This window comes from Paenibacillus sp. N119s, from assembly GCF_059447605.1.
This window is the reverse complement of record NZ_JCAJRU010000069.1, coordinates 1-21,100: the sequence shown is the minus strand read 5'-3', so window position 1 is coordinate 21,100 and position 21,100 is coordinate 1. Positions and strand designations below refer to the sequence as shown.

26 protein-coding genes and 2 tRNA genes are annotated in these 21,100 nt (G+C 44.5%); 10 read left to right on the top strand and 18 right to left on the bottom strand.

Translation table 11 applies throughout. The features are described 5' to 3' along the window. Window positions 1-94: 94 nt before the first annotated feature. The 4 genes from AC5V8P_RS10570 to AC5V8P_RS10555 all read right to left on the bottom strand — a co-directional run bounded on the left by AC5V8P_RS10570 (window position 95) and on the right by AC5V8P_RS10555 (window position 3,175). Window positions 95-1,234, bottom strand: a complete 1,140-nt coding sequence (locus AC5V8P_RS10570) for a 5-methyltetrahydropteroyltriglutamate--homocysteine S-methyltransferase (RefSeq protein ID WP_064796203.1) — start codon at window positions 1,232-1,234, stop codon at window positions 95-97. Window positions 1,235-1,354: 120 nt separating this feature from the next. Beyond that, window positions 1,355-2,260, bottom strand: a complete 906-nt coding sequence (locus AC5V8P_RS10565; protein WP_064796204.1) for a LysR family transcriptional regulator — start codon at window positions 2,258-2,260, stop codon at window positions 1,355-1,357. Between the two features lie 196 nt (window positions 2,261-2,456). Continuing rightward, window positions 2,457-2,792 carry a carboxymuconolactone decarboxylase family protein gene (locus AC5V8P_RS10560; RefSeq protein WP_064796205.1) on the bottom strand — a complete coding sequence of 112 codons (336 nt, stop codon included), beginning with the start codon at window positions 2,790-2,792 and terminating at the stop codon, window positions 2,457-2,459. Next, entirely contained in the window at window positions 2,789-3,175 is a 387-nt protein-coding gene (locus AC5V8P_RS10555; RefSeq protein ID WP_064796206.1) for a tautomerase family protein, read from the bottom strand. The genes AC5V8P_RS10560 and AC5V8P_RS10555 overlap by 4 nt, the downstream gene beginning before the upstream one ends. Before the next feature lie 112 nt (window positions 3,176-3,287). Here AC5V8P_RS10555 and AC5V8P_RS10550 point away from each other — a divergent pair, with 112 nt between their 5' ends. After that, the gene (locus tag AC5V8P_RS10550) at window positions 3,288-4,163 is read left to right on the top strand and encodes a LysR family transcriptional regulator (protein WP_064796207.1); all 876 of its coding nucleotides are present in this window, start codon (window positions 3,288-3,290) and stop codon (window positions 4,161-4,163) included. A gap of 169 nt (window positions 4,164-4,332) precedes the next feature. On the opposite strand, the gene AC5V8P_RS10545 is transcribed toward AC5V8P_RS10550, so the two are convergent. The 4 genes from AC5V8P_RS10545 to AC5V8P_RS10530 form a co-directional block, all read right to left on the bottom strand. Continuing rightward, window positions 4,333-6,261, bottom strand: a complete 1,929-nt coding sequence (locus AC5V8P_RS10545; RefSeq protein ID WP_064796208.1) for a PTS fructose transporter subunit IIABC — start codon at window positions 6,259-6,261, stop codon at window positions 4,333-4,335. A 67-nt stretch (window positions 6,262-6,328) separates the two neighbouring features. Beyond that, window positions 6,329-7,240, bottom strand: coding sequence for a 1-phosphofructokinase (gene pfkB, locus AC5V8P_RS10540; RefSeq protein ID WP_063213090.1), 912 nt, complete (start codon window positions 7,238-7,240; stop codon window positions 6,329-6,331). 2 nt (window positions 7,241-7,242) lie between these two features. Continuing rightward, window positions 7,243-7,989: a DeoR/GlpR family DNA-binding transcription regulator gene (locus tag AC5V8P_RS10535; protein ID WP_063213091.1), complete on the bottom strand. Its 747-nt coding sequence runs from the start codon at window positions 7,987-7,989 to the stop codon at window positions 7,243-7,245. A gap of 357 nt (window positions 7,990-8,346) precedes the next feature. After that, entirely contained in the window at window positions 8,347-9,018 is a 672-nt protein-coding gene (locus AC5V8P_RS10530; RefSeq protein WP_063213092.1) for an O-methyltransferase, read from the bottom strand. Window positions 9,019-9,143: 125 nt separating this feature from the next. On the opposite strand from AC5V8P_RS10530, the gene AC5V8P_RS10525 reads away from it, so the two are divergent. Next, window positions 9,144-10,031, top strand: coding sequence for a LysR family transcriptional regulator (locus AC5V8P_RS10525; protein WP_064796209.1), 888 nt, complete (start codon window positions 9,144-9,146; stop codon window positions 10,029-10,031). A gap of 87 nt (window positions 10,032-10,118) precedes the next feature. On the opposite strand, the gene AC5V8P_RS10520 is transcribed toward AC5V8P_RS10525, so the two are convergent. Beyond that, on the bottom strand, window positions 10,119-11,201 hold the full coding sequence (locus AC5V8P_RS10520) for an ankyrin repeat domain-containing protein (protein WP_064796210.1): 1,083 nt from the start codon (window positions 11,199-11,201) through the stop codon (window positions 10,119-10,121). A 196-nt stretch (window positions 11,202-11,397) separates the two neighbouring features. On the opposite strand from AC5V8P_RS10520, the gene AC5V8P_RS10515 reads away from it, so the two are divergent. The 6 genes from AC5V8P_RS10515 to AC5V8P_RS10490 all read left to right on the top strand — a co-directional run bounded on the left by AC5V8P_RS10515 (window position 11,398) and on the right by AC5V8P_RS10490 (window position 14,704). After that, entirely contained in the window at window positions 11,398-12,093 is a 696-nt protein-coding gene (locus tag AC5V8P_RS10515; RefSeq protein ID WP_064796211.1) for a Crp/Fnr family transcriptional regulator, read from the top strand. A gap of 96 nt (window positions 12,094-12,189) precedes the next feature. After that, on the top strand, window positions 12,190-12,321 hold the full coding sequence (locus AC5V8P_RS10510) for a hypothetical protein (protein ID WP_269203187.1): 132 nt from the start codon (window positions 12,190-12,192) through the stop codon (window positions 12,319-12,321). Further along, a complete protein-coding gene (locus AC5V8P_RS10505; protein ID WP_064796212.1) occupies window positions 12,305-12,598 on the top strand; it encodes a redoxin domain-containing protein in 294 nt (97 codons plus the stop codon). The genes AC5V8P_RS10510 and AC5V8P_RS10505 overlap by 17 nt, the downstream gene beginning before the upstream one ends. Window positions 12,599-12,665: 67 nt before the next feature. Beyond that, the gene (locus AC5V8P_RS10500; RefSeq protein WP_081276765.1) at window positions 12,666-13,478 is read left to right on the top strand and encodes a DNA alkylation repair protein; all 813 of its coding nucleotides are present in this window, start codon (window positions 12,666-12,668) and stop codon (window positions 13,476-13,478) included. Window positions 13,479-13,629: 151 nt separating this feature from the next. Continuing rightward, window positions 13,630-14,058 (top strand): hypothetical protein, encoded by a 429-nt coding sequence (locus AC5V8P_RS10495; protein ID WP_231116786.1) that lies wholly within the window; start codon window positions 13,630-13,632, stop codon window positions 14,056-14,058. Between the two features lie 175 nt (window positions 14,059-14,233). Continuing rightward, window positions 14,234-14,704 carry a hypothetical protein gene (locus AC5V8P_RS10490; RefSeq protein WP_231116787.1) on the top strand — a complete coding sequence of 157 codons (471 nt, stop codon included), beginning with the start codon at window positions 14,234-14,236 and terminating at the stop codon, window positions 14,702-14,704. Between the two features lie 214 nt (window positions 14,705-14,918). On the opposite strand, the gene AC5V8P_RS10485 is transcribed toward AC5V8P_RS10490, so the two are convergent. Next, complete coding sequence (locus AC5V8P_RS10485) at window positions 14,919-15,797, bottom strand: radical SAM/SPASM domain-containing protein (protein ID WP_064796213.1); 879 nt, start codon at window positions 15,795-15,797, stop codon at window positions 14,919-14,921. Window positions 15,798-15,930: 133 nt separating this feature from the next. On the opposite strand from AC5V8P_RS10485, the gene AC5V8P_RS10480 reads away from it, so the two are divergent. Continuing rightward, window positions 15,931-16,281 (top strand): alpha/beta fold hydrolase, encoded by a 351-nt coding sequence (locus AC5V8P_RS10480; RefSeq protein WP_064796214.1) that lies wholly within the window; start codon window positions 15,931-15,933, stop codon window positions 16,279-16,281. Between the two features lie 59 nt (window positions 16,282-16,340). Here the strand turns inward: AC5V8P_RS10480 and AC5V8P_RS10475 are convergent. The 3 genes from AC5V8P_RS10475 to nrdR form a co-directional block, all read right to left on the bottom strand. After that, window positions 16,341-16,413: transfer RNA gene (locus AC5V8P_RS10475), tRNA-Lys, on the bottom strand. Window positions 16,414-16,424: 11 nt separating this feature from the next. After that, window positions 16,425-16,500: transfer RNA gene (locus tag AC5V8P_RS10470), tRNA-Ala, on the bottom strand. A gap of 127 nt (window positions 16,501-16,627) precedes the next feature. Beyond that, window positions 16,628-17,095: a transcriptional regulator NrdR gene (gene nrdR / locus AC5V8P_RS10465; protein WP_013370366.1), complete on the bottom strand. Its 468-nt coding sequence runs from the start codon at window positions 17,093-17,095 to the stop codon at window positions 16,628-16,630. A 105-nt stretch (window positions 17,096-17,200) separates the two neighbouring features. Between nrdR and AC5V8P_RS10460 the strand changes: the two genes are divergently transcribed. After that, window positions 17,201-17,425, top strand: coding sequence for an alpha/beta-type small acid-soluble spore protein (locus tag AC5V8P_RS10460; RefSeq protein WP_013309613.1), 225 nt, complete (start codon window positions 17,201-17,203; stop codon window positions 17,423-17,425). Between the two features lie 119 nt (window positions 17,426-17,544). On the opposite strand, the gene AC5V8P_RS10455 is transcribed toward AC5V8P_RS10460, so the two are convergent. The 5 genes from AC5V8P_RS10455 to AC5V8P_RS10435 all read right to left on the bottom strand — a co-directional run. Further along, window positions 17,545-18,108: a lytic transglycosylase domain-containing protein gene (locus AC5V8P_RS10455; RefSeq protein ID WP_063213100.1), complete on the bottom strand. Its 564-nt coding sequence runs from the start codon at window positions 18,106-18,108 to the stop codon at window positions 17,545-17,547. Beyond that, complete coding sequence (coaE, locus tag AC5V8P_RS10450; RefSeq protein ID WP_064796215.1) at window positions 18,105-18,701, bottom strand: dephospho-CoA kinase; 597 nt, start codon at window positions 18,699-18,701, stop codon at window positions 18,105-18,107. Before coaE ends, AC5V8P_RS10455 begins: the two co-directional genes overlap by 4 nt. 10 nt (window positions 18,702-18,711) lie before the next feature. Then, a complete protein-coding gene (locus tag AC5V8P_RS10445; protein ID WP_064796216.1) occupies window positions 18,712-19,509 on the bottom strand; it encodes an MntP/YtaF family protein in 798 nt (265 codons plus the stop codon). Window positions 19,510-19,620: 111 nt separating this feature from the next. Continuing rightward, complete coding sequence (mutM, locus tag AC5V8P_RS10440) at window positions 19,621-20,451, bottom strand: DNA-formamidopyrimidine glycosylase (RefSeq protein WP_063213103.1); 831 nt, start codon at window positions 20,449-20,451, stop codon at window positions 19,621-19,623. A gap of 71 nt (window positions 20,452-20,522) precedes the next feature. Further along, the coding region (locus AC5V8P_RS10435; RefSeq protein ID WP_495473627.1) for a DNA polymerase at window positions 20,523-21,100 on the bottom strand (578 nt) is incomplete at its 5' end.

Sequence of the window (21,100 nt, the reverse complement as noted above, 5' to 3'; positions counted from 1 at the left end):
TAGGTGCTGGAGGTAGGTTTTCAAATACAAAAACACGCCCCCAAGTGGCGTGTTTTAATATTACAAGTCTCTCCAATTTAATTTCCCTAAACCCTTATTTCCAAATCTCGTCCGCAATCTCTTTAATGAATGCTAGCTTTTTCCACTGCTGCTCTTCGGTCAGAATATTGCCTTCTTCTGTGGAAGCAAAGCCGCATTGTGGGCTGAGGCAGATATGGTTGATGTCTACGAATTGAGTTGCTTCCTTAATACGGTTGATGACTGTCTGCTTGTCTTCCAGCTCACCCGTTTTGGAGGAAACGAGGCCTAATACAACCTGTTTTTCATCTTTCAGATGTTTAAGCGGGGTGAAATCACCTGCACGATCGGTATCGAATTCGAGATAGTAGCCGTCGATGTTGTCGATGCCAAACAGGGTTTCGGCTACAGGCTCATAACCGCCAGAAGATGCCCAAGTGGAATGGTAGTTACCACGGCATACGTGGGTTGTAACGACCAAATCGGCTGGAAGATCCTTTACCGTTTCCTGATTCACGCGAGCGAACAGCTTCTTGGTATCTTCCACATTTTCACCCGCATGCTGTCTGGCTTCCCAGTAGTTTTTATCACAGAGCATACCCCATGTGCAATCATCCAGTTGCAAGCTACGGCAGCCTTCATTATACAGCGCTTGGATCACAGATTTGTAGGCTTTGGCGATGTCCGTTACCAGTTCATCCAGATTGCTATAATACGTATCGGTTGTTTCTTTATTTTCTCCACGCAACAGCTCAGCCAGGAACTGCGCAGGTGCGGGAATGGTTTGGCGGGCGATAGCATCCTCACCTGCGACTTGTTTCAAAAATTTGAAATCTTCAATAAAAGGATGATGGGAATGTCCAATTTTACCAGACAAACGTGCGGTTTCCGCTCTTGTTTCCACCCCTTGGAATTGGTAGCCATTTGCAAGCTGTACCTTTTCCACGCCGTCCAGTCCCCACATAAAATCAAGATGCCACCAAGAGCGTCTGAATTCTCCGTCCGTTACGGCTTGAAGTCCTACGGATTTTTGCTTTTCTACCAGCTTGATAATTTCTTCATCTTCAATCTTTCTCAGCTCGTCCGCAGAGATTTCATTATTTTGAAATTGAATTCTGGCGTCTTTGATCGCTTGCGGGCGCAAAAAGCTGCCGACCATATCATGTCTAAAAGGGGTCACTTTACGTTGGGATGCATTGTCAAGGATGCTGCTCATTAGGGTTATCTCCTTTTTCGCTTCAGTAGTGAAGTTGTTGTAAGAAAGATAACATACATTTTCAGCTATAAGGTAACTCCAATAAACTATAGCTAGTTATAGCCTAAGGCTATATCAAACTTATTGTTCTCCTATCGCCTCATGCAGGGCTTCTACATAGACCGTAGCCAGCTTGGAGAGCGCAACATTTTTATGGCAAATCCAGCCCACATTAATAGACTCATCACATTCCAGAGGGACGGAAATAATTTCGTTACCGTTCAGATCCGCACTGATCACTCCAGTAGAAATGGTATAGCCGTTCAAGCCAATAAGCAGATTAAAAAGGGTTGCCCGGTCATTGACGCGAATGCTTTTGGGATGCGATAACGTGCTTAGAATTTCCTCGGAAAAGTGAAAGGAATTGTATTCCCCTTGTTCAAAGGACAGATATGGATAAGGATGAAGCTGGTCGATGGTCACGATAGACTGCCGGGATAGCGGATTATTGGCACTGATAAAAATATGCGGCTTGGCCGTAAACAGGCTGTTGAATTGCAGATTTGCATCTTTTAGCAGCTTGTTGATGACCTTGGCATTAAATTCGTTCAGATACAGGATTCCGATCTCACTACGTAGACTTTTGACATCCTGTATGATTTCATGGGTTTTGGTCTCCCGCAAAGCCAGCTCATATTCATCCTGTCCATATTGATTCACCAGATTTACGAATGCATTTACGGCAAAAGCATAATGCTGCGTGGACACAGCAAAATGCTGTGGTGAGGGCTTGGCATCCAGGTAGCGACTTTCCAGCAGCTCCGCCTGTTCAACGACCTGACGCGCATAACCGAGGAATTCCACGCCTTCCTTGGATAAAGAGATACCTTTATTGGTACGTTCAAAAATGGTAATATGAATTTCTTCCTCCAGATCGCGAATCGCGTTGGACAGACTGGGCTGGGAAATGAACAACCGCTTCGCCGCCTCATTCATGGAGCCACGATTGGCAACCTCGATGACATATTTTAATTGTTGTAAGGTCAATGCTTGATGTCCTTTCCGTTTGTGTTTCTTCTATTATATAATACATACCCATGCTCCTGAAAAAGGGAATAAAAATACCCCCAAGGTTGTCTCCATGTCTTACGACATGGTTGCATTCTCTTGGAGGTATTTTGATTTGTCTCACATTAAGGGGTCAGTCCCGTCTCTAGTGCTCAGCGTTTTTTTAAGTTCATGCTTAAAAGTCTTTCTCTCTACAAAATACATCTTTGGCAACCTGAATAGCTGAGGCTGCCCGCGGCCATCCTACGTAAAAAGCTAGCTGCGTAATGACCTCAACCAGTTCTTCCTCCGAAATCCCGTTTTCCTTGGCCAGGTTCAGATGATAAGGAAGTTGATTCACATGCTCACCCGCTACCAGAGCGGCAACTGTAATGAGACTCCGTTCTCTGAGAGATAGCTCACTTCTCCTCCATACATCGCCAAAAAGAACATCCTCCGTATAGCTTACAAAAGCAGGTGCAAAATCACCGATCGTTTCCCGAACACTCGATTTGATTAATTTATGCTTCATAAGATCATTTGGGCAAGTCCGTTGCCAAAGGACCAATCCTCTAATTCAGTCTCTATCAGTGTCACAAATACATCCTCCGGTCTAACTTTACATTCAATAGAGATGAACTCGGCTAACCTTTGGTAAAAACTCTTTTTTTGTTCGGTAGTTCTACCCGATCCCATCGTAATTTGGATGTACAGCAGCTTGTCTGTTCTGGGTACGTTCAAATAATCGGGACTATAATAAAACTCGCTCGGCCTATGGGCATGAAAAACCTGAAAGTAATCCTTGGGCGGGACCTGAAAATGTTCGATCAAAGCATTCATGATACAGCGGCTAATGCCAGGCAGCTCTTGCTCGGTGTATTGCTGTTCCATGTAGCCTACTCTTACAAAGGGCATATTCATTCTCTCCTATCCGTTGGGATAAGATGATTGTACTCCCTTCATCTTCATCTGTATAATTGAAAATAATCATAAATATATTTTACTTTATCGATGGAGATGAGTTCGCATGGATCTGAAAGAGTTAACTACGTTTCGTACTATTATTGAAGAAGGAACCTTCTCGAAAGCTGCCGCCAAATTAAACTACGCACAATCTACAGTCACGAACCAAATCCAAAGGCTGGAGAAAGAGCTGGGATTTCAGCTTTTTAAAAGAGGCTGGGATGCGGAATTAACCTCCTCAGGAAAAATATATGCCGAAGAGGTTGACGGACTTATTCAGCATTGGAATTTTGTAATGGACCAGGCGAAGTCGCTGAAAAAAGAGGAGATTGGTACGCTCCATATCGGCGTGATTGAAACTGTGGCTACTACAGCAATGCCTTTGATTCTACGACAATTTCGGGAGCATAAACCGAATATTACGTGCCATTTTACAGTGGGGAACACGGATACGCTCTCAAAAGCTTTGGTGGACGGCACACTCGATTTTGCAATTTCCGGGGAACCTCACTCGGTACCATCCTTACATTTTGAACCTTTATATCACGAACAAATTGCTTTTATCGTGTCCCGCAGTCATCCCTTCGCGGCAAAAAATGGGCTTCAGCTCGAAGATCTGTATGAGTACCCGCTTATCGTTGGAGGTAAGAACTGCTTGTACCATATACGGCTGGAGAAAGAGCTTTCCCGCTTCCGGTCGATGCCATTTTTTTATACCGTCAGTCAAATCTCGTCTATCCCCTCATTCGTAAGTACGATCCCTTCGGTTGGAGTGGTTCTGTCGTCAATGCCTTTGCCGGAGGAACTGGTCACCATCCCCCTCCAGTTAACTGACCCGAATATCCCCATTGGACTGTTACAAAACAATCAGCAACCCCAATACCTGACTTCGGCCAGAAGGCTGTTTATGGAGTTGGTTAAGGAGCTTTGTAGGTTATAGCAATGCATAAACACTAATAAGCTTATATGGGCAGAGGCGACGCCTTACCATAAAGAAAAAGCCGCTAAACACTCAGAAATCTGTGTTTAGCGGCTTTACTATTTGAAAGGCCGAGGAGATGTGCTCCTCTTTTTATTTTGATACTCTGTTGATGCTATGGTGATGCTCGTTATTTCGCTTCGACTGGTTTTTTCCACAGTCCCAAAATGAGCGCAGAAATCACGGCGCCAATCGCCACTGCAAGCAAGAATAGCAACGCATGATTGGCAAGAGCTGCTACAAAAATCCCGCCATGTGGAGCTGGAAGATTGATTTTCCAGAGTTGCGTCAGACCACCAGCGATCGCTGAACCTACAATACAAGAGGTCAGGACACGCAGAGGGTCAGCTGCCGCGAATGGAATGGCTCCTTCTGTAATGAAGGACAATCCAAGTACATAGTTTGTTAAGCCAGACTTGCGCTCTTGCTCAGTAAACTTATTCTTGAAGAACGTCGAAGCCAGTGCAATCGCCAGTGGTGGTACCATACCGCCAGCCATAACAGCTGCCATCATAGCCCCGTTTGTGTTACCGCTGGAAGTAAAGACACCGATCGAAAATGCGTAAGCTGCTTTGTTGAAAGGTCCACCCATATCGATCGACATCATTCCGCCCAGAATCAGACCCAAAATAACTGCATTACCTGTTCCCAAATTGTTTAAAACATTGACAAGCCACGTATTAATACCACCGAAAATCGGATCAAACAGGTAGAACATAATAGCGCCTGAAATTAGGAGTCCAAATACAGGGTATAACAAGATCGGTTTTAAACCATCCAGAGCTTTCGGCAGACCCGCCAGAGCTTTACGCAGGAAGATAACTACATAACCGGCCATGAAACCAGCTGCCAGACCGCCGAGGAAGCCTGCATTGGAGTTTACAGCCATCAAACCACCGACCATACCTGGCATCAGTGCCGGACGGTCTCCAATACTCATTGCGATAAATCCGGCCAGTATTGGAATCAGGAAGTGGAATGCACCTGTCCCTCCGCCAATCGTTTGCAGCAGTTGGAAAAATACATTATCTTCTCCTGCCACTTGTTCAATCAAGAAGGAAATCGCTAACAAAATCCCCCCACCGACAACGAATGGCAACATATGAGAAATCCCGTTCATTAAATCCTTATAAATTTTACTGCCCACGCTGGTCTTCTCGGCTTTCGAGTCTTCAGCGCTGCCTTTGCCTTCACTACGGTAAATTGGCGCATCACCGTTCAGCGCTTTGCGAATCAATTCTTCAGATTTACGGATACCGTCACTTACCGGTCTTTGCAATACAGGTTTACCGTCAAATCTGGCCATTTCAACCTTCTTGTCAGCTGCAACAATGACACCTTTGGCACGGCGAATTTCATCCGCTGTCAGCACGTTTTGTGCGCCTTCCGAGCCGTTCGTTTCTACCCGGATATTGACACCCATCTCTTTCGCTTTCTTAATGAGAGCGTCTTCAGCCATAAACGTGTGCGCAATCCCCGTAGGACAAGCGGTCACCGCAACCACAAACTCGTCAGAATCCGGGTTGCCAACGATTACCTCCGGTGTTTGCTGTGCTTTGGCTGCCTCTTTCTTGGCCTCTTTGGCTTTCTTAGCAGCTTCTTCTTCCGCCTGTTTGGTATCAAATAGCTCTGTTACTTCATCTGGTGTTTGCGTGTTCATCAGTTTGTCGATGAAATCGGTATCAATGAGCAAACGCGAAAGAGCAGCCAGTGTGCGAAGATGCGTATTCGCTGCTCCCTCTGGAGCTGCAATCATAAAGAATACTTTCGCTGGCTCGCCGTCCAACGATTCGAATTCTACACCTTTACTGCTTTTGGCAAAAACAACGGTCGCTTCATTCACAGCTTTGGTCTTGGCATGCGGCATCGCGATACCACCGCCGATTCCAGTGCTGGACTCGGCTTCGCGTTTGTAAATCATTTCTTTGAACAAGGCCCGGTCATTAATACGTCCGCTTGCTTCGAGACTGGCGATGAGTTCCTCAATCGCTCCGTCCTTTGTCGTCGCCTGCAGGTCCATGATCATCGTTTCTTTAATCATCAGGTCTGTTATTCTCATTGTTCACACTCTCCTAAGTTCGGTCAGCGTGTATACACACGCATAATAAGCTCATGATGCAGCCGGATTACCGTTTTGAAATTGTGACTTGCGGCCGTAATTGTTCAATTTTCTCTCTCGTAGCCAGATCATCGGAGAACGCAGTTGCGCTTCCGGAAGCCACTCCCGCGCGGAAGGCTTCGATCGGATCGCCATGAAGAGCCAGCGTACCTACAAATCCAGCAATCATAGAGTCACCTGCGCCTACAGAATTTTTCACCGTTCCTGCTGGTACATTTGCGTGATACACTTCATCAGCCGTAATGAACAAAGCTCCTTCTCCTGCCATGGAAATGAGTACATTTTTTGCACCTGCTTCCAGCAGTTTACGACCGTAAGTGACGATCTCCTCCTCTGAATGAATAGTTACGCCAAACAACTCAGCCAGCTCATGATGATTGGGCTTAATGAGCAACGGCTTATGAACCAAAGCCTTCATCAGCGCTTCACCTGTGGTGTCGATGACGAATTCAGCCCCGGTGTCCTGACATACGCGAATCAATCGTTCGTAGAAGTCTCCTCCAAGGGATGGCGGGATACTTCCCGACAGGACGACAATGTCATTCTTTTGGAGACCCGCCAGCTTGTGTACCAATGCATCGGCCTCTTGCTCACGAATCGCAGGTCCCAAACCGTTAATTTCTGTTTCATCACCATGCTTGAGCTTAATGTTGATCCGTGTATCATCTTCGATCATTACAAAATCAGTTTTAATGGATTCTTCCCGCAATGTATCGTCGATAAACCTGCCTGTGAAACCTCCGAGAAAACCAATCGCCGTGCTGTCTGCTCCCAGTTGGTTCAATATACGTGATACGTTAATTCCCTTGCCTCCTGGCAGTTTTAGATCACGTTTCATCCGGTTCAAATCACCGAGCTTCAAATCGTCGACTTCCACGATATAATCAATGGAAGGGTTCAGTGTTACTGTATATATCATTGTTATCCCTCGATTATCTTAGTTTTCTGAGCTATAGTTCGGCGTGAACGTTCTGGCACCGATTCAGTAATAAGGATAGCTTCCTTGAGATCGAATAGTTTGGCGAACGTGACTTCTCCAATTTTGCTGGAGTCGGCCAATACATATGTTTTGCCGGACAGCTGATGAGCACGCCGCTTGATCAGCGCCTCTTCTGGATCAGGAGTCGTATACCCCATTTCCACATCTACCCCGTTCGTTCCCAGAAAGCACTTGTCGAATCGAAAATTGTCCAGATTCTGTAGGGCAATACTCCCGATTACGGCTTTGGTATGAATTTTCATCATCCCTCCCAGTAGATAGCTTCTAATTCGTTTGCTTACCAGTGCTTCTACGTGGGAGAGACCGTTTGTCACGACCGTCACGTCTTTAGCCTCAATGTAAGGAATCATCGCCATCGTTGTTGTTCCCGCATCCAGATAGATACATTCACCATCTAAAATTTCTTTAGCTGCCATACGGGCGACTGCGTTTTTTTGTTGAACGTTTTTGAACGTTTTTTCTTCCATGCCGGGTTCCTGACTTTTCTGATTCAGCAAGGTTGCCCCTCCATGAATCCGCTTTAACAACTGACGGCCTTCAAGATCTATCAAATCACGCCGAATTGTTGACTCAGAAGCTCCCAAGAGATCAGCCAATTCCTGCAACTTTACAACACCACGCTCTTGTAAGCGCTGTATTATTAACTTGTATCTTTCTTCCGTCAGCATCTTCATTCCCCCAACTGTTCTTATCGTACCACAAACCTAGCAAAAAACAATCATTTTTCTTCAAAAAGATTCAAAAAAATTCATTCCAACTTCATTTTTTTACAAAATGGTGAATTCCTGCTCTAATCAGCATGATTGCGTTTACATTTCAAAGAAATTTCATCTGCTTTTATGTAAATTCATTCTTCTTACATGGAAATTCAGCAGTAAACATTCAAAAACGTTCTGACACTTCAATCAGCACTATTTTACCATTCTACGTGCCATTCGTCCCAGCCTTATTCAGTTAGAAAAGAGCTAAACACCAGGACTTCTTCCTCAGTGTTTAGCTCTTTGGACGTTTAACGTCCCTGACACTCAGTCCTTAACGATTCCAATAACGAAACCATCATATCCCTTGCTCCCCACGGTCTGAATGGCTGTAGCTGTAATTCTCGATTCCTCAGCCAGCAAATCATAAAACTTTCTTACGCCCTGCACACGAGGATCTGTGCTGTAAGCTTGAATGATCTCCCCTTCACGGACAACATTGTCCCCGATAATAACGGTGCCAGAACGTGAAAAACGAAGTGCCCACTCCAGATATAATGGATTATTGGGTTTATCCGCATCAATAAAAATGAGATCAAAAGGTGCAACGCCCTCCTCCTTCATTTGTGTCAACTGCTCCAATGCGTCTCCCTCTCGAAGTTCCACCATTCTATCCAACTGAGCCAACGATATATTCGACCGAGCGATTTTAGCATGAACCGGATGGGCTTCCAGCGTAACTATTTTTCCATCTGTCGGCAACGCCCTACCCAGCCAGATTGTACTGTAGCCTCCCAAGGTACCAATCTCCAACACACGTCGTGCGCCTTGCATTTGAGCTAAGATATTTAATAGCTTTCCCTGATTAGGCGACACATCATGCGGAGGTAATCCTGCCTGTTGGTTAGTAACCAATACCTTTTCCAAGACAGCATCATGCGGAATAAGACGCTTCGAGATATACTGATCTACTTGTTCCCACGTATTCGTTGAATGCATTTGCTCCACTCTCCTTTGGCTTTAACTTACAATTTGATTGTAAATGAATTACTATTATAAAAATAATATATGTTTTTGCTCTATTCATAATTTAAATATATGAGTTGTCAGAAAGGAGTCCGGCCTTGAACCTGCATGCATTACGCTTATTTCACGTGGTCGCCTCTACAGGGAGTGTGACATGTGCCTCTGAGCTATTAAATATTAGCCAACCTGCGATAACAGCCCAGATTAAAAAATTCGAAAGAGAAATATCCCTCACTCTGCTCATGCCGCTGGGAAGAGGAATTGCTTTGACCGATGCTGGTGAAAAGCTTGCTGTTCTCGCCAAACGGCTTTTTGCTGTCGAGCAGCAAATCGAACAATTTTCGCAGGATTATCGTGACGGAGACCATGGTCATATTCGGCTGGCTGCTACTTATTTACCAGCTCATTTCCTCATTCCGGCCTGGATCGCAAAATTCAAACAGCAATATGAACATGTTGAAATGACGATTCATACCACGAACTCCAATGATGCCTTGCAGCAACTATTGAATATCGAAGTAGATTTGGCGATCTATGGAGGACTGCCTGAGCAGTACTCCGATACGATTCAGACCGAAGAATTATTTCGTGATGAGCTATGGTTTGTAGTAGCGCCGGATCATCGGTATGCGAATCAGCAGGTTTCATTATTGGAAATGATGCAGGAGCCCTTTGTTATGCGTGAGAAGGGAAGCTCGACACGAGAGAGATTGTTTTCCTTATGTCGAACCTACAATGCCCCTGCCCCCAAAGTCACACTTAACTTCACAGGGCTGCATGAGGCGATTACCGCAGTGATTGCCGGTTATGGTGCAAACTTTGTGTCCTCACTGGTCGTGCGTGAATATGTAGAACGCGGTGAGCTATGTCGGGTATATGTGGAGGATGTCCAGCTTCTCAATTCAATCGCTATTTGTACTCGCAAAAATGAGCCACTGTCAGCGGCTACCCAGAATTTCATCCAGCTTATTCGCGATCATTCTTGATAAGCATGGGATACCGGTGTACACTTGCGCCTTCTTTTAATAACAAGAGCCATGACTGCGTGCATACCGCATTCATGGCTCTCCTTGTTATGATAAATATTCACCCTCAATCATCTTCTCCAGATAATCTTCCGGCTGCGCAAAGAACTCAGCAAAGCTGCATACATCCGCATATTCCTGATGCTCCTCATCGTAATAGCCCAGACACTTGTGCTTGGGGTTCCACACCAAAAGGATATCCGAATAGTTATCTACTTCTAGAGACAAACGCAACAGCTTTTGCCGACCTACCTTCATCTCAACCGTATCAACGAAAGAGAAGAACTCAACAAATTGGATGCCTAAATCATTTTCTGGCAGGTCTACACGGCGCTGGTCTCCCATTAGAAAGGCTGTAAGATCCTTCGGGAGCTTGTAGCTTTTTAAAGCATGTTGTTTATTCTCCAGATTATGAAACGCTGGCGGTTCCGCAGACTTTAGATATTCTGCCATTGCCACGTTCTTATTGCTAACAGCAATCGTATATGCCCGATCTCCACCTTTTTCTGCCAGTGTCACGTCAGCCCCATGCTCTACCAGGTACTTCACCATCGCGAAATCATTATTTCGTGCTGCTACAGTTAAAGGAGTCGCTTTATAGGGATACACCATATCAGAGGCATTGTAATTAATATCTGCACCATGCTCCAACAGTAGTGCTACAGTTTTCCGGTCATGGTTACTAACTGCGTTGCGCAGCGTTGCTCCCCCATGCTGCTTTATATCGAGGCCAAGTTCGTGAATCAGCGGGATATTCTTTTTATTGCCATAATAGGCTTGCTCATAAGCACCGGATTTGACTTTATTTTTTCCGTCCAGCTTGGCCCCATGGGACACCACATAGCGGACAATTTCTTCTGAGCAGTACCGAACAGCTGTTAAAAATGCGGGGCGATCTTTTGCATTGAGTTGAACCCCTTTTTCCACCAAAAGCTTTAACACGTCCATTCGCTGTGAAATAAGCGCAAGGTCTAAGGGACTTAGCGTTATATTTTTGCGGAGTTTAATTTCTTGTTCGATATCCCAGCCTTCGGTCAACGCTTGGTGCAAAGCCGATATATTACCTTCTACAATATGCATTGCGATCTCTGGAAGAGCTTCAAATTTGCCAATATCTTTTAATTGGATCATCGTATTCCCTCACTATTCTATGTATCTATTATTTATATATTTTATACCATTGCTGCCTTTACAAAAATCCACCTGATTCCCCATAATTCATCTAATCACCTACTGCAACTAAATAAGTAATAGAGGTTAAAATGCCTTACAGAAGCTATAATTGTATTATGTTTCTGCGTACTCCATGCACCGAAAAGGAGAATATATGAATAGCATTCAATACTTATCCCAATTTAATTTGCTACATAGTCTCTCACCAGAAGATTTAATTGAAATGGATCAAATGACCTCCATTACGACTATACCAAAAAATACATTTATTCAAACCCCGGATACTTTCTCCATGGGACTTTATTTTGTGAAAAGGGGAAAGGTGCGACTTTACAAGCTGAATGCTGATGGGAAGCAGTTCACTTTGGATATTCTCAGTGAGGGAAATGTATTCGGTGAAATGGACATGATTTCGCTGGGGACACGGGACTTGTATATAGAGACGGTAGAAGAATGCGATATCTGCTTGATGGACACAGACCGATTTGAGCATTTTTTAATCCAGCATCCCCGGTTTATGATGAACATGATCCAGGTATTAAGTGACAGAATCTCAGGAATGAGCAGCTTAGCCCAGCATCTGGCTTTGGGGAATTTACAGGATAAAATTGTGTATGTTCTGCTGAAATTGTCCGATCAGTTCGTCCTCCAAAGCCATGATGAATATTACAAAATCAATTTTCCTCTCTCCCATCAAGAAATTGCCAATCTGGTCGGGGCCACCCGTGAAGCCGTAACAGCTGCTCTTCAGGAATTAGTCAAAGAAAAAGTCATTAGAACCGGCTTTAAAACCATTTATATCCATCGTGAAAAACTATTGTCTGATGCTAGAAATGTATGGGACCTATAAAGCAAATGCAGCAGTTGTAAACTACATTACATCTATATTCCAAAGAAAAGAAGTATCGTATACCTACCCAAAAATATACGATATGGAGTGAATGAGATGAACAATTCAAGATTGCAAAATGAACTGGATTCAGCCAGAACTGATATGAAAAAAATGCTACCCCAAGAGATACTCGATACATTTGAGAAAACGATTCGCGAAATCAATAAACATGCAGCAAAAAAATGAATTGAGCTTTCATGTACTAAGTGATATGCATAATCAAACAGCAGAAAAATACAACCTCAAATTTAGACTTCCTGAATATGCACATGAAATTTACAGATCATTAGGCATATCCTTGGATACATTTAATGGCGACAACGCTTGGGAGCTTCCTGTACCTGCTACATTTGTCATTGATTCAGAAGGTATGATTCGTGCAAGATTTGCTGATGCTGACTACCAAAAACGAATGGAGCCTGCAGAGGTACTACAGATTCTACGCTCTATAAAATCATCATGAATACATAAAGACACAAAAAAGGAGGAAGTATATGGACTCTAAAAGTCCGATCCTAATGCCAGATTCGATATTACAACGCAAAGGAGCTCGCAAAGGAACAGATATCCCTAAGGATGTGCTTTTGCTACTGCAACAGGGTCAGCTTGAGACAGTGAATCTCACCGAATGGCTGGCAATTGATCATGTTGTACTGCTGCACTATGCTCTTACTGAACTTGACTTGCAACAATTATCCGATGTTTTCCTGTCCGAGTTGGATCATTTGAAGGAAAAGAAGACGATGAAAATAATCCCTGCCATTGCGCGAGCATGGCTGAACCTATTGAAACTACAAGCACCTCAAGAACGCACTCGACTCTTTGACGCGATGAGTACTCATCGTTCAGACAGTATTCGCTGCTGGGCTGCCTATATCGTGGGGATTGATCCCCATTTAAGTGTAGAAGACAAACTGGCTGGCATTCGTCCCTTTGCAGCAGATTCCCATTTCGGAGTACGTGAAATTGCCTGGATGGCTGTGAGGGAATCCATCTCCTTGCAACTGCTTGAAGGGCTTGCCCTGTTGCACAGTTGGGTACGAGATGAGGATGCTAACATACGTCGTTTTGCCATTGAAATAACCCGGCCACAAGGCGTTTGGGCCAAACACATCCCGGAGTTAAAAACACATCCCGAGCTGGCCCTTCCTCTCTTGGAGGCTGTTCAGTCTGATCCGGTCAAATATGTTCAGGATTCCGTGGGCAATTGGCTGAATGATGCCAGCAAAACTACCCCCGAATGGGTGCTTCAAGTTTGTAATGCATGGCTGAAAACTTCGGACACCAAGGAAACGAGGCGAATAGTCAGCCGGGCCCAAAGAAGCTTGGACAAAAAGAAATAATCGTAAGACTCCTCTTCATCACCGTGACAACAACCATAAGCCCTGAGCTATGCAAACAGGACAAACGCTTCTTCTTTATGATTTTATAAAAGGTTAAAATTCCCTTTATAAATATGAAACAGAGGGAGTTATTTACATACAATTCAGTTTTGTGTATTTTCGATTTTATGTTCTTGCACTGATCGCAGTGCTCATGCTTACCAGTTGCACCTCTAAAAATCCAGCAACTACAGCCCAAACACATTCTAGTGTAGGCAATGCGACTCGTAATACAACGGGTGTAGATAAAAAAAGTCGGACTGTCCTACCCATCACACAGTCACAGGCTCATACGGTTACCTCGGAAAAGGATCTTGTGGCTCTTACAATCCCTGCTGGCTGGCGCAAATTTAAACAGGGACAACTGGACGCAGTGCTAAGTGTTGCTGACAAAGGAAATAAGAATGTAGGTCTAGTTTTCCGTATTCCCAAGGCAGCCTATGCAAGTAATACGACGCTTGATGAATTTGTACAGCAACGCGAAGAAGCCTCCACACTGGGCCTTGAAGACTTTAAGGCTGTGGAAACTACTCCAATCTAGATTGATTCCACAACAGCCAGAACAGCCGATTATAGTGGGAAATTCCATGGCCAACAGGTCTATTACTTCAGTGCCATGTTAGAGAGTAAACAGCACTACTTTCAAGTATTAATCTATTCAAGGGGAGGCTCTTGCAGTAGAAAAACATCACGAATTTGCAACTATAGCCAGCTCCTTGAAAATATTAAGCGACTCACAAGTTAAGCCAGACCTTCGCTCGACAACTATTTTGAAAACTTTTAAAAGTGAAGATGCCCAGCAACAAATCCGTCTTCCTTATGTATGGAAGACTGGTTTAATTCTTAACCCGGATGCGCTAATTCAAGCCTGGTATGAAAAAAACGATGCATACATGGCGATCATCAAGGATTGGAAATCCGAACTGCCGTATGAGAAATCCTCAATGATTACATCAAAAGATTACGCTGAGTTTTCAGCTCAATTAGTACTCAAAAGGGCTGGAAAAGGTTTACAATACGAAGTATGGGTAGAGAACGATAAAGTAAAAATTATGTATTTAATCACCTTTTTGGAACATACCGACTCATTCTCTCAAATTATTTTTTGGACGAGAGCTGATTATTACGATAGTCAGAAATCTGAATTTCAACGGTTTACCAAAACATACAGAGAAATAGAGATATAGACATGACAAAATCCGCCAAGCACTTAGGAATCTTTGTGTAAGCGGATTTTTTCTATGTGACATCTATCGCTCAGCTTCTTCTCTGCTTGTCAAAAATTTCACTGATTCTGTAGCGCTCAGCCCCTGTTCAAACATAAGAAAAAGCCCTATAAAAGGACTAGGGCTATTTCTCTTGAAATCTATGCTGTTGTCGCTTGAAGTTCCACCTCTATGATTAGGTCCCAAACCGTTTGCGATACCCGCATTTTCGGCACAACTCTTCCACTGCTTCTCTTTTGGAGAATCCAAAGTACAGACGATTTGCACGCTCACCTTCCACGATCTCAGAAAATGATTGCTCATGTACATTACCTAAATTAATGACGCCTTCTCCATCCAGACAGCAAGGGACCACTGTTCCGTCCACCAATACCGCCGCCTGACTACGAAGCGCATGGCAAAAACCTTTTCCGTCATCTTCCGGAGCACTCAGGCTAGGCCATTCAAATTCGTAATCCTGATTCAAATATACATTGGGAGCAATTTTAACTCCACTGCCCGGAATTACTTTTTCTTCAATCCGATAGTCCAGTCCAAACTCTTGCTCCAATTGTTCCAGTGTCTCCCGATTGCGCTGACGCTGCACATTTGTCAAATTATCTTGAGTCAGGTTCCAGAGACGGAATGAAATAATGACATTATGCTTCACAGCTTCTCTGACAAACGTGAAAATATGACCCAAATAACCTTCTCGATCCACAGAACCTTCATGTCCATCAAAACTATGAAGAGAAAAATTCATCTGCCGTAACGCCGGCTGACCAAGCAGCTTATGCCCAGTTTTCGGCAGCAAAGTACCATTGGTCGTAATGTTGACCTTTAAGCCTTTCTCATGCGCACTCTCCAGCAAAAGGTCAATTTTGGGATGGAGCAAAGGCTCTCCTTTGACATGCAGATAAATGTAATCCGTATGCGGCTTGACCTGATCAAGCACATTCCGAAAGACTTCCGGATCAATAAATTTTTTGACCCGTTGTGTCTGAGGGCAAAAACTGCAGGCGAGATTGCAAATGCTTGTGATCTCAATGTATACCTTCTTAAATGTCTTCAACATAATTTCCCCATTCTAACCTTCATCCTGAACATTTGGTTTATGCTCACTAATCTTATGATTATAACGGGTTATGAACGAGAGGTAAACTCTGCGGATATTTTCTATTGACCTTAGGTCTGACCTAAGGTTTATAGTGAAGTTATTCCAATTATCTATCCTGTATCCGTTATACACAGATGAAAATCAGGCTTACTATGAAGAATACCTAGGGATAGCCGATCCTGACGATATCATCCCCACAGAAAGATGGAGCTTTATAGGCAAAAATTTTCGTTCTTATTCTACTGAAGAATTAAGCTACCTTAATTCACCTGTACTTTTAGTTTTAGCGGGAAAAGATATTAACGTAGATGTAAAAGACACCGAGCAAGTATATCGCAAAAAGATCCCTTCAGAGCTGCTGTCTGTCATTCATATCCCGGAAGCCGACCATTCTATGATGAATGAGCAAATCGCCCATTCACCCATATCTATTCTCGGTTAGACCAAAAATAGATATATAAACAACAAAAAAACGGCATCTCTGCCGTTTTTTCTAAAGGATGGACTCTCAGGGACTCGAACCCTGGACCAATTGATTAAGAGTCAACTGCTCTACCAACTGAGCTAAGAGTCCATAATAAAATTTGGTGGAGCCTAGGGGGATCGAACCCCTGACCTCATCGCTGCCAGCGATGCGCTCTCCCAGCTGAGCTAAGGCCCCGTCACAAGCAAGTTATTTAACGTTTCAAGCGACTCCTATATCATATAAAATATTTGACCCTGTGTCAATAGTTTTATAAAAAAAATATATTTTTTTCTCACCATGCCCTAAAAGATACAGTCAGCGATCAGTCGCTGTCTGTATCTTTGGATAACAGTGTTTTCAGCTCCTTCATAAACATATTGATGTCTTTGAATTGCCGATAGACGGACGCAAAGCGAACGTAGGCGACTTCATCCACAGGATAGAGTTGTTCCATGACCAGCTCACCGATCTGCTGGCTATCCACCTCTGTGGCCGCTGTGTTGCGGATGGCGTTTTCCACCTGGGATACGATCAGATCGAGCTGCTCAACAGATACTGGACGCTTCTCACAGGCTCGAATGAGACCACGCAGCATTTTATCACGGCTAAACTCTTCACGGCTACCATCTTTTTTGATGACCATCAGTGGAGTCTCTTCCACCATCTCAAAGGTGGTAAAGCGCCTGGCACACTGTTCGCATTCACGACGGCGTCGGATGGACTTGTTATCATTTGCTGGACGCGAATCCAACACTTTCGTGCCATTGTAAGCACAATACGGACATTTCATAATCTCATCACTTCCTTTTTCCAATAAATTCCCGAAGCTTTTAAGTAATAATTTTGTCGAAACGGATCATAATATGTTTACCACGTCGCGAGGAGGTGAACAACAATGGCACAAGGAAACAATGGCAACTCCAACAACCTGGTAGTCAGCAGATCCTCCGGTGCTCTGGAGCAAATGAAATATGAAATCGCTCAAGAGCTGGGTATCAGCATTCCTCAAGATGGATACCAAGGTAACATGACTTCCTATGAGAACGGTTCGATCGGGGGCTACATCACCAAACGCCTCGTAACGATCGCCGAACAACAATTGGCAGGTCAATATCAATAATCTCGGTAATAATGCAGAAGTAATACGAAAAAGTGTAGGGATAGGCTGCTAAAAACAGCCTGTCCTGCGCTTTTTTTCATTTTAATGCGAAAAGGTTCATATTGTCATTAACTTGTCACCTAAAACTGGCCATAAATTTTTGTATATTGCCTGTAGTAGTAGATGACTCGCTGTACATAATGCCGCGTCTCACCAAAAGGGATTTGCTTGATGGACTCTTCTTTGCCATCCCACACTCCCTGATCTAGCCATTCCTGAACTTTACCTGGACCGGCATTATAAGCAGCTATGATGACCACAGGATTATCCTGAAACTTCATAGACAGGCTATGCAAATACCAGGTTCCCAGCTCAATGTTGGTGCCAGGCTCGTGTTTGACACTTTCCAGCGGCACCTTTTGAATCTGGGCACTGTCCATGATCCAATTAGCGGTATTTGGCATAATCTGCATAAGCCCGAGCGCACCCTTGTGTGACTGTTTGCTGGTTTTAAAGTTTGTTTCTACGCGGATAATAGACGCCACCAAAAACGGGTCCACTTCATATGTCTGTGAATACTGCCGAATCTCATCCTTATATTGAATCGGGTAAAACCATGACATCCAATTGGAATTGAGGAACAGAATCAGGACAAATCCGACAAACAATGTCAGCAGGACTCTTTTCTTACGTAAAATGTTCATGCAAGTCCCTTTCGTTGCCAAAACTGATCAATTTGCCGCTTTGTCTCAGCCTGTGTTCCGCTATTGTCAATAACAATATCAGCCAAACTTTTTTTCTGCTCGATATCCATTTGTGCCGACAAGCGAAGTTCGGCCTGCTCTTCTGTTAAACCATCTCTGAGCATCAGGCGCCTGAGCTGGACATCACGCGGAACATATACAACCATAATTTCCTCGTACAGGTTCTCCAGTCCAGATTCATACATTAACGGGATATCGGCCAAAACAAGCTTGTCCGGCTGCTCCCGTTCATAAGCTTCCATGCGCAGACGCATTTCCTCACGAATCGCAGGATGTGTAATATCGTTAAGTGCCTGTCGCTGCACAGGGTCTCCGAATACAATCTCTCCCAGCTTTTTGCGGTGCAGGGTTCCGTCATTATTCACTATTGCTTGTCCAAAATGCTGTATGACCGCCGCCAGCACCGGATGCCCCGGAAGCATGACTTCCCGGGCAATGACATCTGCGTCGATCAGCAGCGCACCCTTAGCGACCAAAAGAGCCGATACGGTGCTTTTTCCGGTAGCGATCCCTCCGGTTAATCCGATATTCATGCTTTTCACCTCATAACAGCTTCAATATGCCCATCATAATCAATAATAATGCCGGCAATACACCGAGCGCCTTCATAAATCGAAATGCTGACAGGAAAAACCCTGCCTTCATACCAGCAATCAAAAATACACCACTGAACAACGTAATTGCCAGCGCAGTATATAGAGGGTGAAAACCAAGCATGGCTGCACCTAGTCCCGCTCCAAACGCATCGACCGATAATGCAATACCTAGCCAAACCGCTTCGGTTGCAGATATACTGCCGGAACGGTCCATATCCGCTGCAGACGGGCTTCGAAGAATCCGAATCACAAGTCCCCATTTGCGGAACTCCAGCGAAAATAACGTTCGCTCCTCCTGCTGTAGCTCCAGAGAAGTTTCTGTCGATAGGCCTTTTCCAGAGCTGAGTATAGACTCTGTATCCGCATCCTCAGCACTTTTTTTCCCCGCAAGAGCAGATATATTCCCTGGATCAGCCTGTTCCCTAAAGCGCAGATTCCCAGGGACTTCCGCTGCTTCTTCCGTCAAATCTTCCTTGCGATACAGAGCCTGAATTAAAGAGTAGCAGCCGATGCAGATCAGAATAACAGCACCGAAAGCAGTCGTATATACAGGAGACAGGACACGGGATAGTAATTCACCGAGCTGCATAGATATGCCGATCACCAAACCTGAACAAACGGAGATGATCGCAATCGACAACAATGGAATTTTCATTTTGCGCAGACCATATGTAACACCGACTCCGAAACTGTCCAAACTTAGCGCAAATGCTAATAACAGCAGGGCTCCCCAATGATTAGCCACTCCAATTCCCTCCCATTGCGAAGGCTGAGCCTTACAGCAGCTGACTCCCATCGCAGTATTGGTACTTGGTACAATATATGAGAGGGATGGGCTTGGGGTGACTATGCCTGTTTAGCGCAAAGGCTGGCAGATCGGGCAATGATGTGTGCCACGTCCGGCTACGACGGATTTTTCGATCAATGTACCACAGTTAATACAAGGCTTCGCGTTACGTCCATAGATTTGCAATTGGTGCTGGAAGTCGCCTGTTTTACCTTGTCCATTAACGAATGATTTGATAGACGAGCCGCCAACCTGAATCGACGCGCCCAACGTGGAGACAATAGCTTCATGCAGTACATTAAATTGACTCTCCGTTAGGCTTTTGGCTGGCTGTGCAGGATGAATTCCTGCCTTAAATAACGATTCATCTACATAAATATTCCCGATGCCTACCACATATGACTGGTTTAACAGCGCAGCCTTGATCGAGGTCGAACGAGTGCCAACAGCAGCACGCAGCATTTCAGGTGTAAAAGCCTCGTCCATGGGTTCCAAACCGAGCTTGTTCAGCGGCTTTTCCAGCAAATCCTGGCCTGCCGGAAATAGGTGCATCGTGCCAAACTGGCGTACATCCTGATAGCGCAGTTCTGTACCATCTTTAAAATGAAAGATGACATGGGTATGCTTTTCTACAGGATCATCTTGTGAATACAATCCATAGCGTCCTTCCATCCGAAGATGGGAGACAAGCACCAGCCCGTCCAGCAAAATCCGCAGAAACTTACCGCGTCTTTCCACTCCCGTAATCCGGTGGCCAGCCAATTCCATTGCAAAAGCGTTGATATCATCAGGACGTTGGATAATACGCGGCAAATTTACGGTTACATGATCTATATGTTTATCTACGATAAGCTCGTTTAGTGTTCGTTTAATAGTTTCTACTTCCGGTAATTCCGGCATGATGTCTTCACCTCACCCTATATTATAACGGAAGCAACGTCAAATTGGGACTAAGTGCTTATTGAAATATCTTACTTGGCCTCATACCAATTGCTGCCATAGCTTACCTCCGCTTTAAGCGGCACAGCCAGCTTTAATGCAGCCTCCATGGTAGCCGGGACAAGTTCTTTCATCGTTTCCATTTCCTCTGGCGGAACCTCGAATACAAGCTCATCATGCACTTGCAGCAGCATACGGCTGCGAAGATTGCGTTCACGCAGCGCTGCATCCATCTGCACCATGGCCAACTTGATAATATCGGCTGCGGTTCCTTGAATCGGCGTATTCATCGCAGTACGCTCGGCGAACGAGCGCTGGTTGAAATTGCTAGCGTTAATCTCTGGCAAATATCGTCTGCGCTCCAGCAGCGTTTTTACGTATCCATCTCTCTTCGCATCCTTCACGATATCATCCATGTAACGACGCACACCTTGGAACACGTCGAAATACTGATCGATAAAGCGAGCTGCTTCCTTCCGCGTAATATTCAAATTTTGCGATAGACCATAGTCGCTAATCCCGTAAACAATCCCAAAGTTGACCGCCTTGGCAGAGCGTCGCATATTGGAGTCTACCTCTTCAGCCGGTACACCAAACACATCGGATGCAG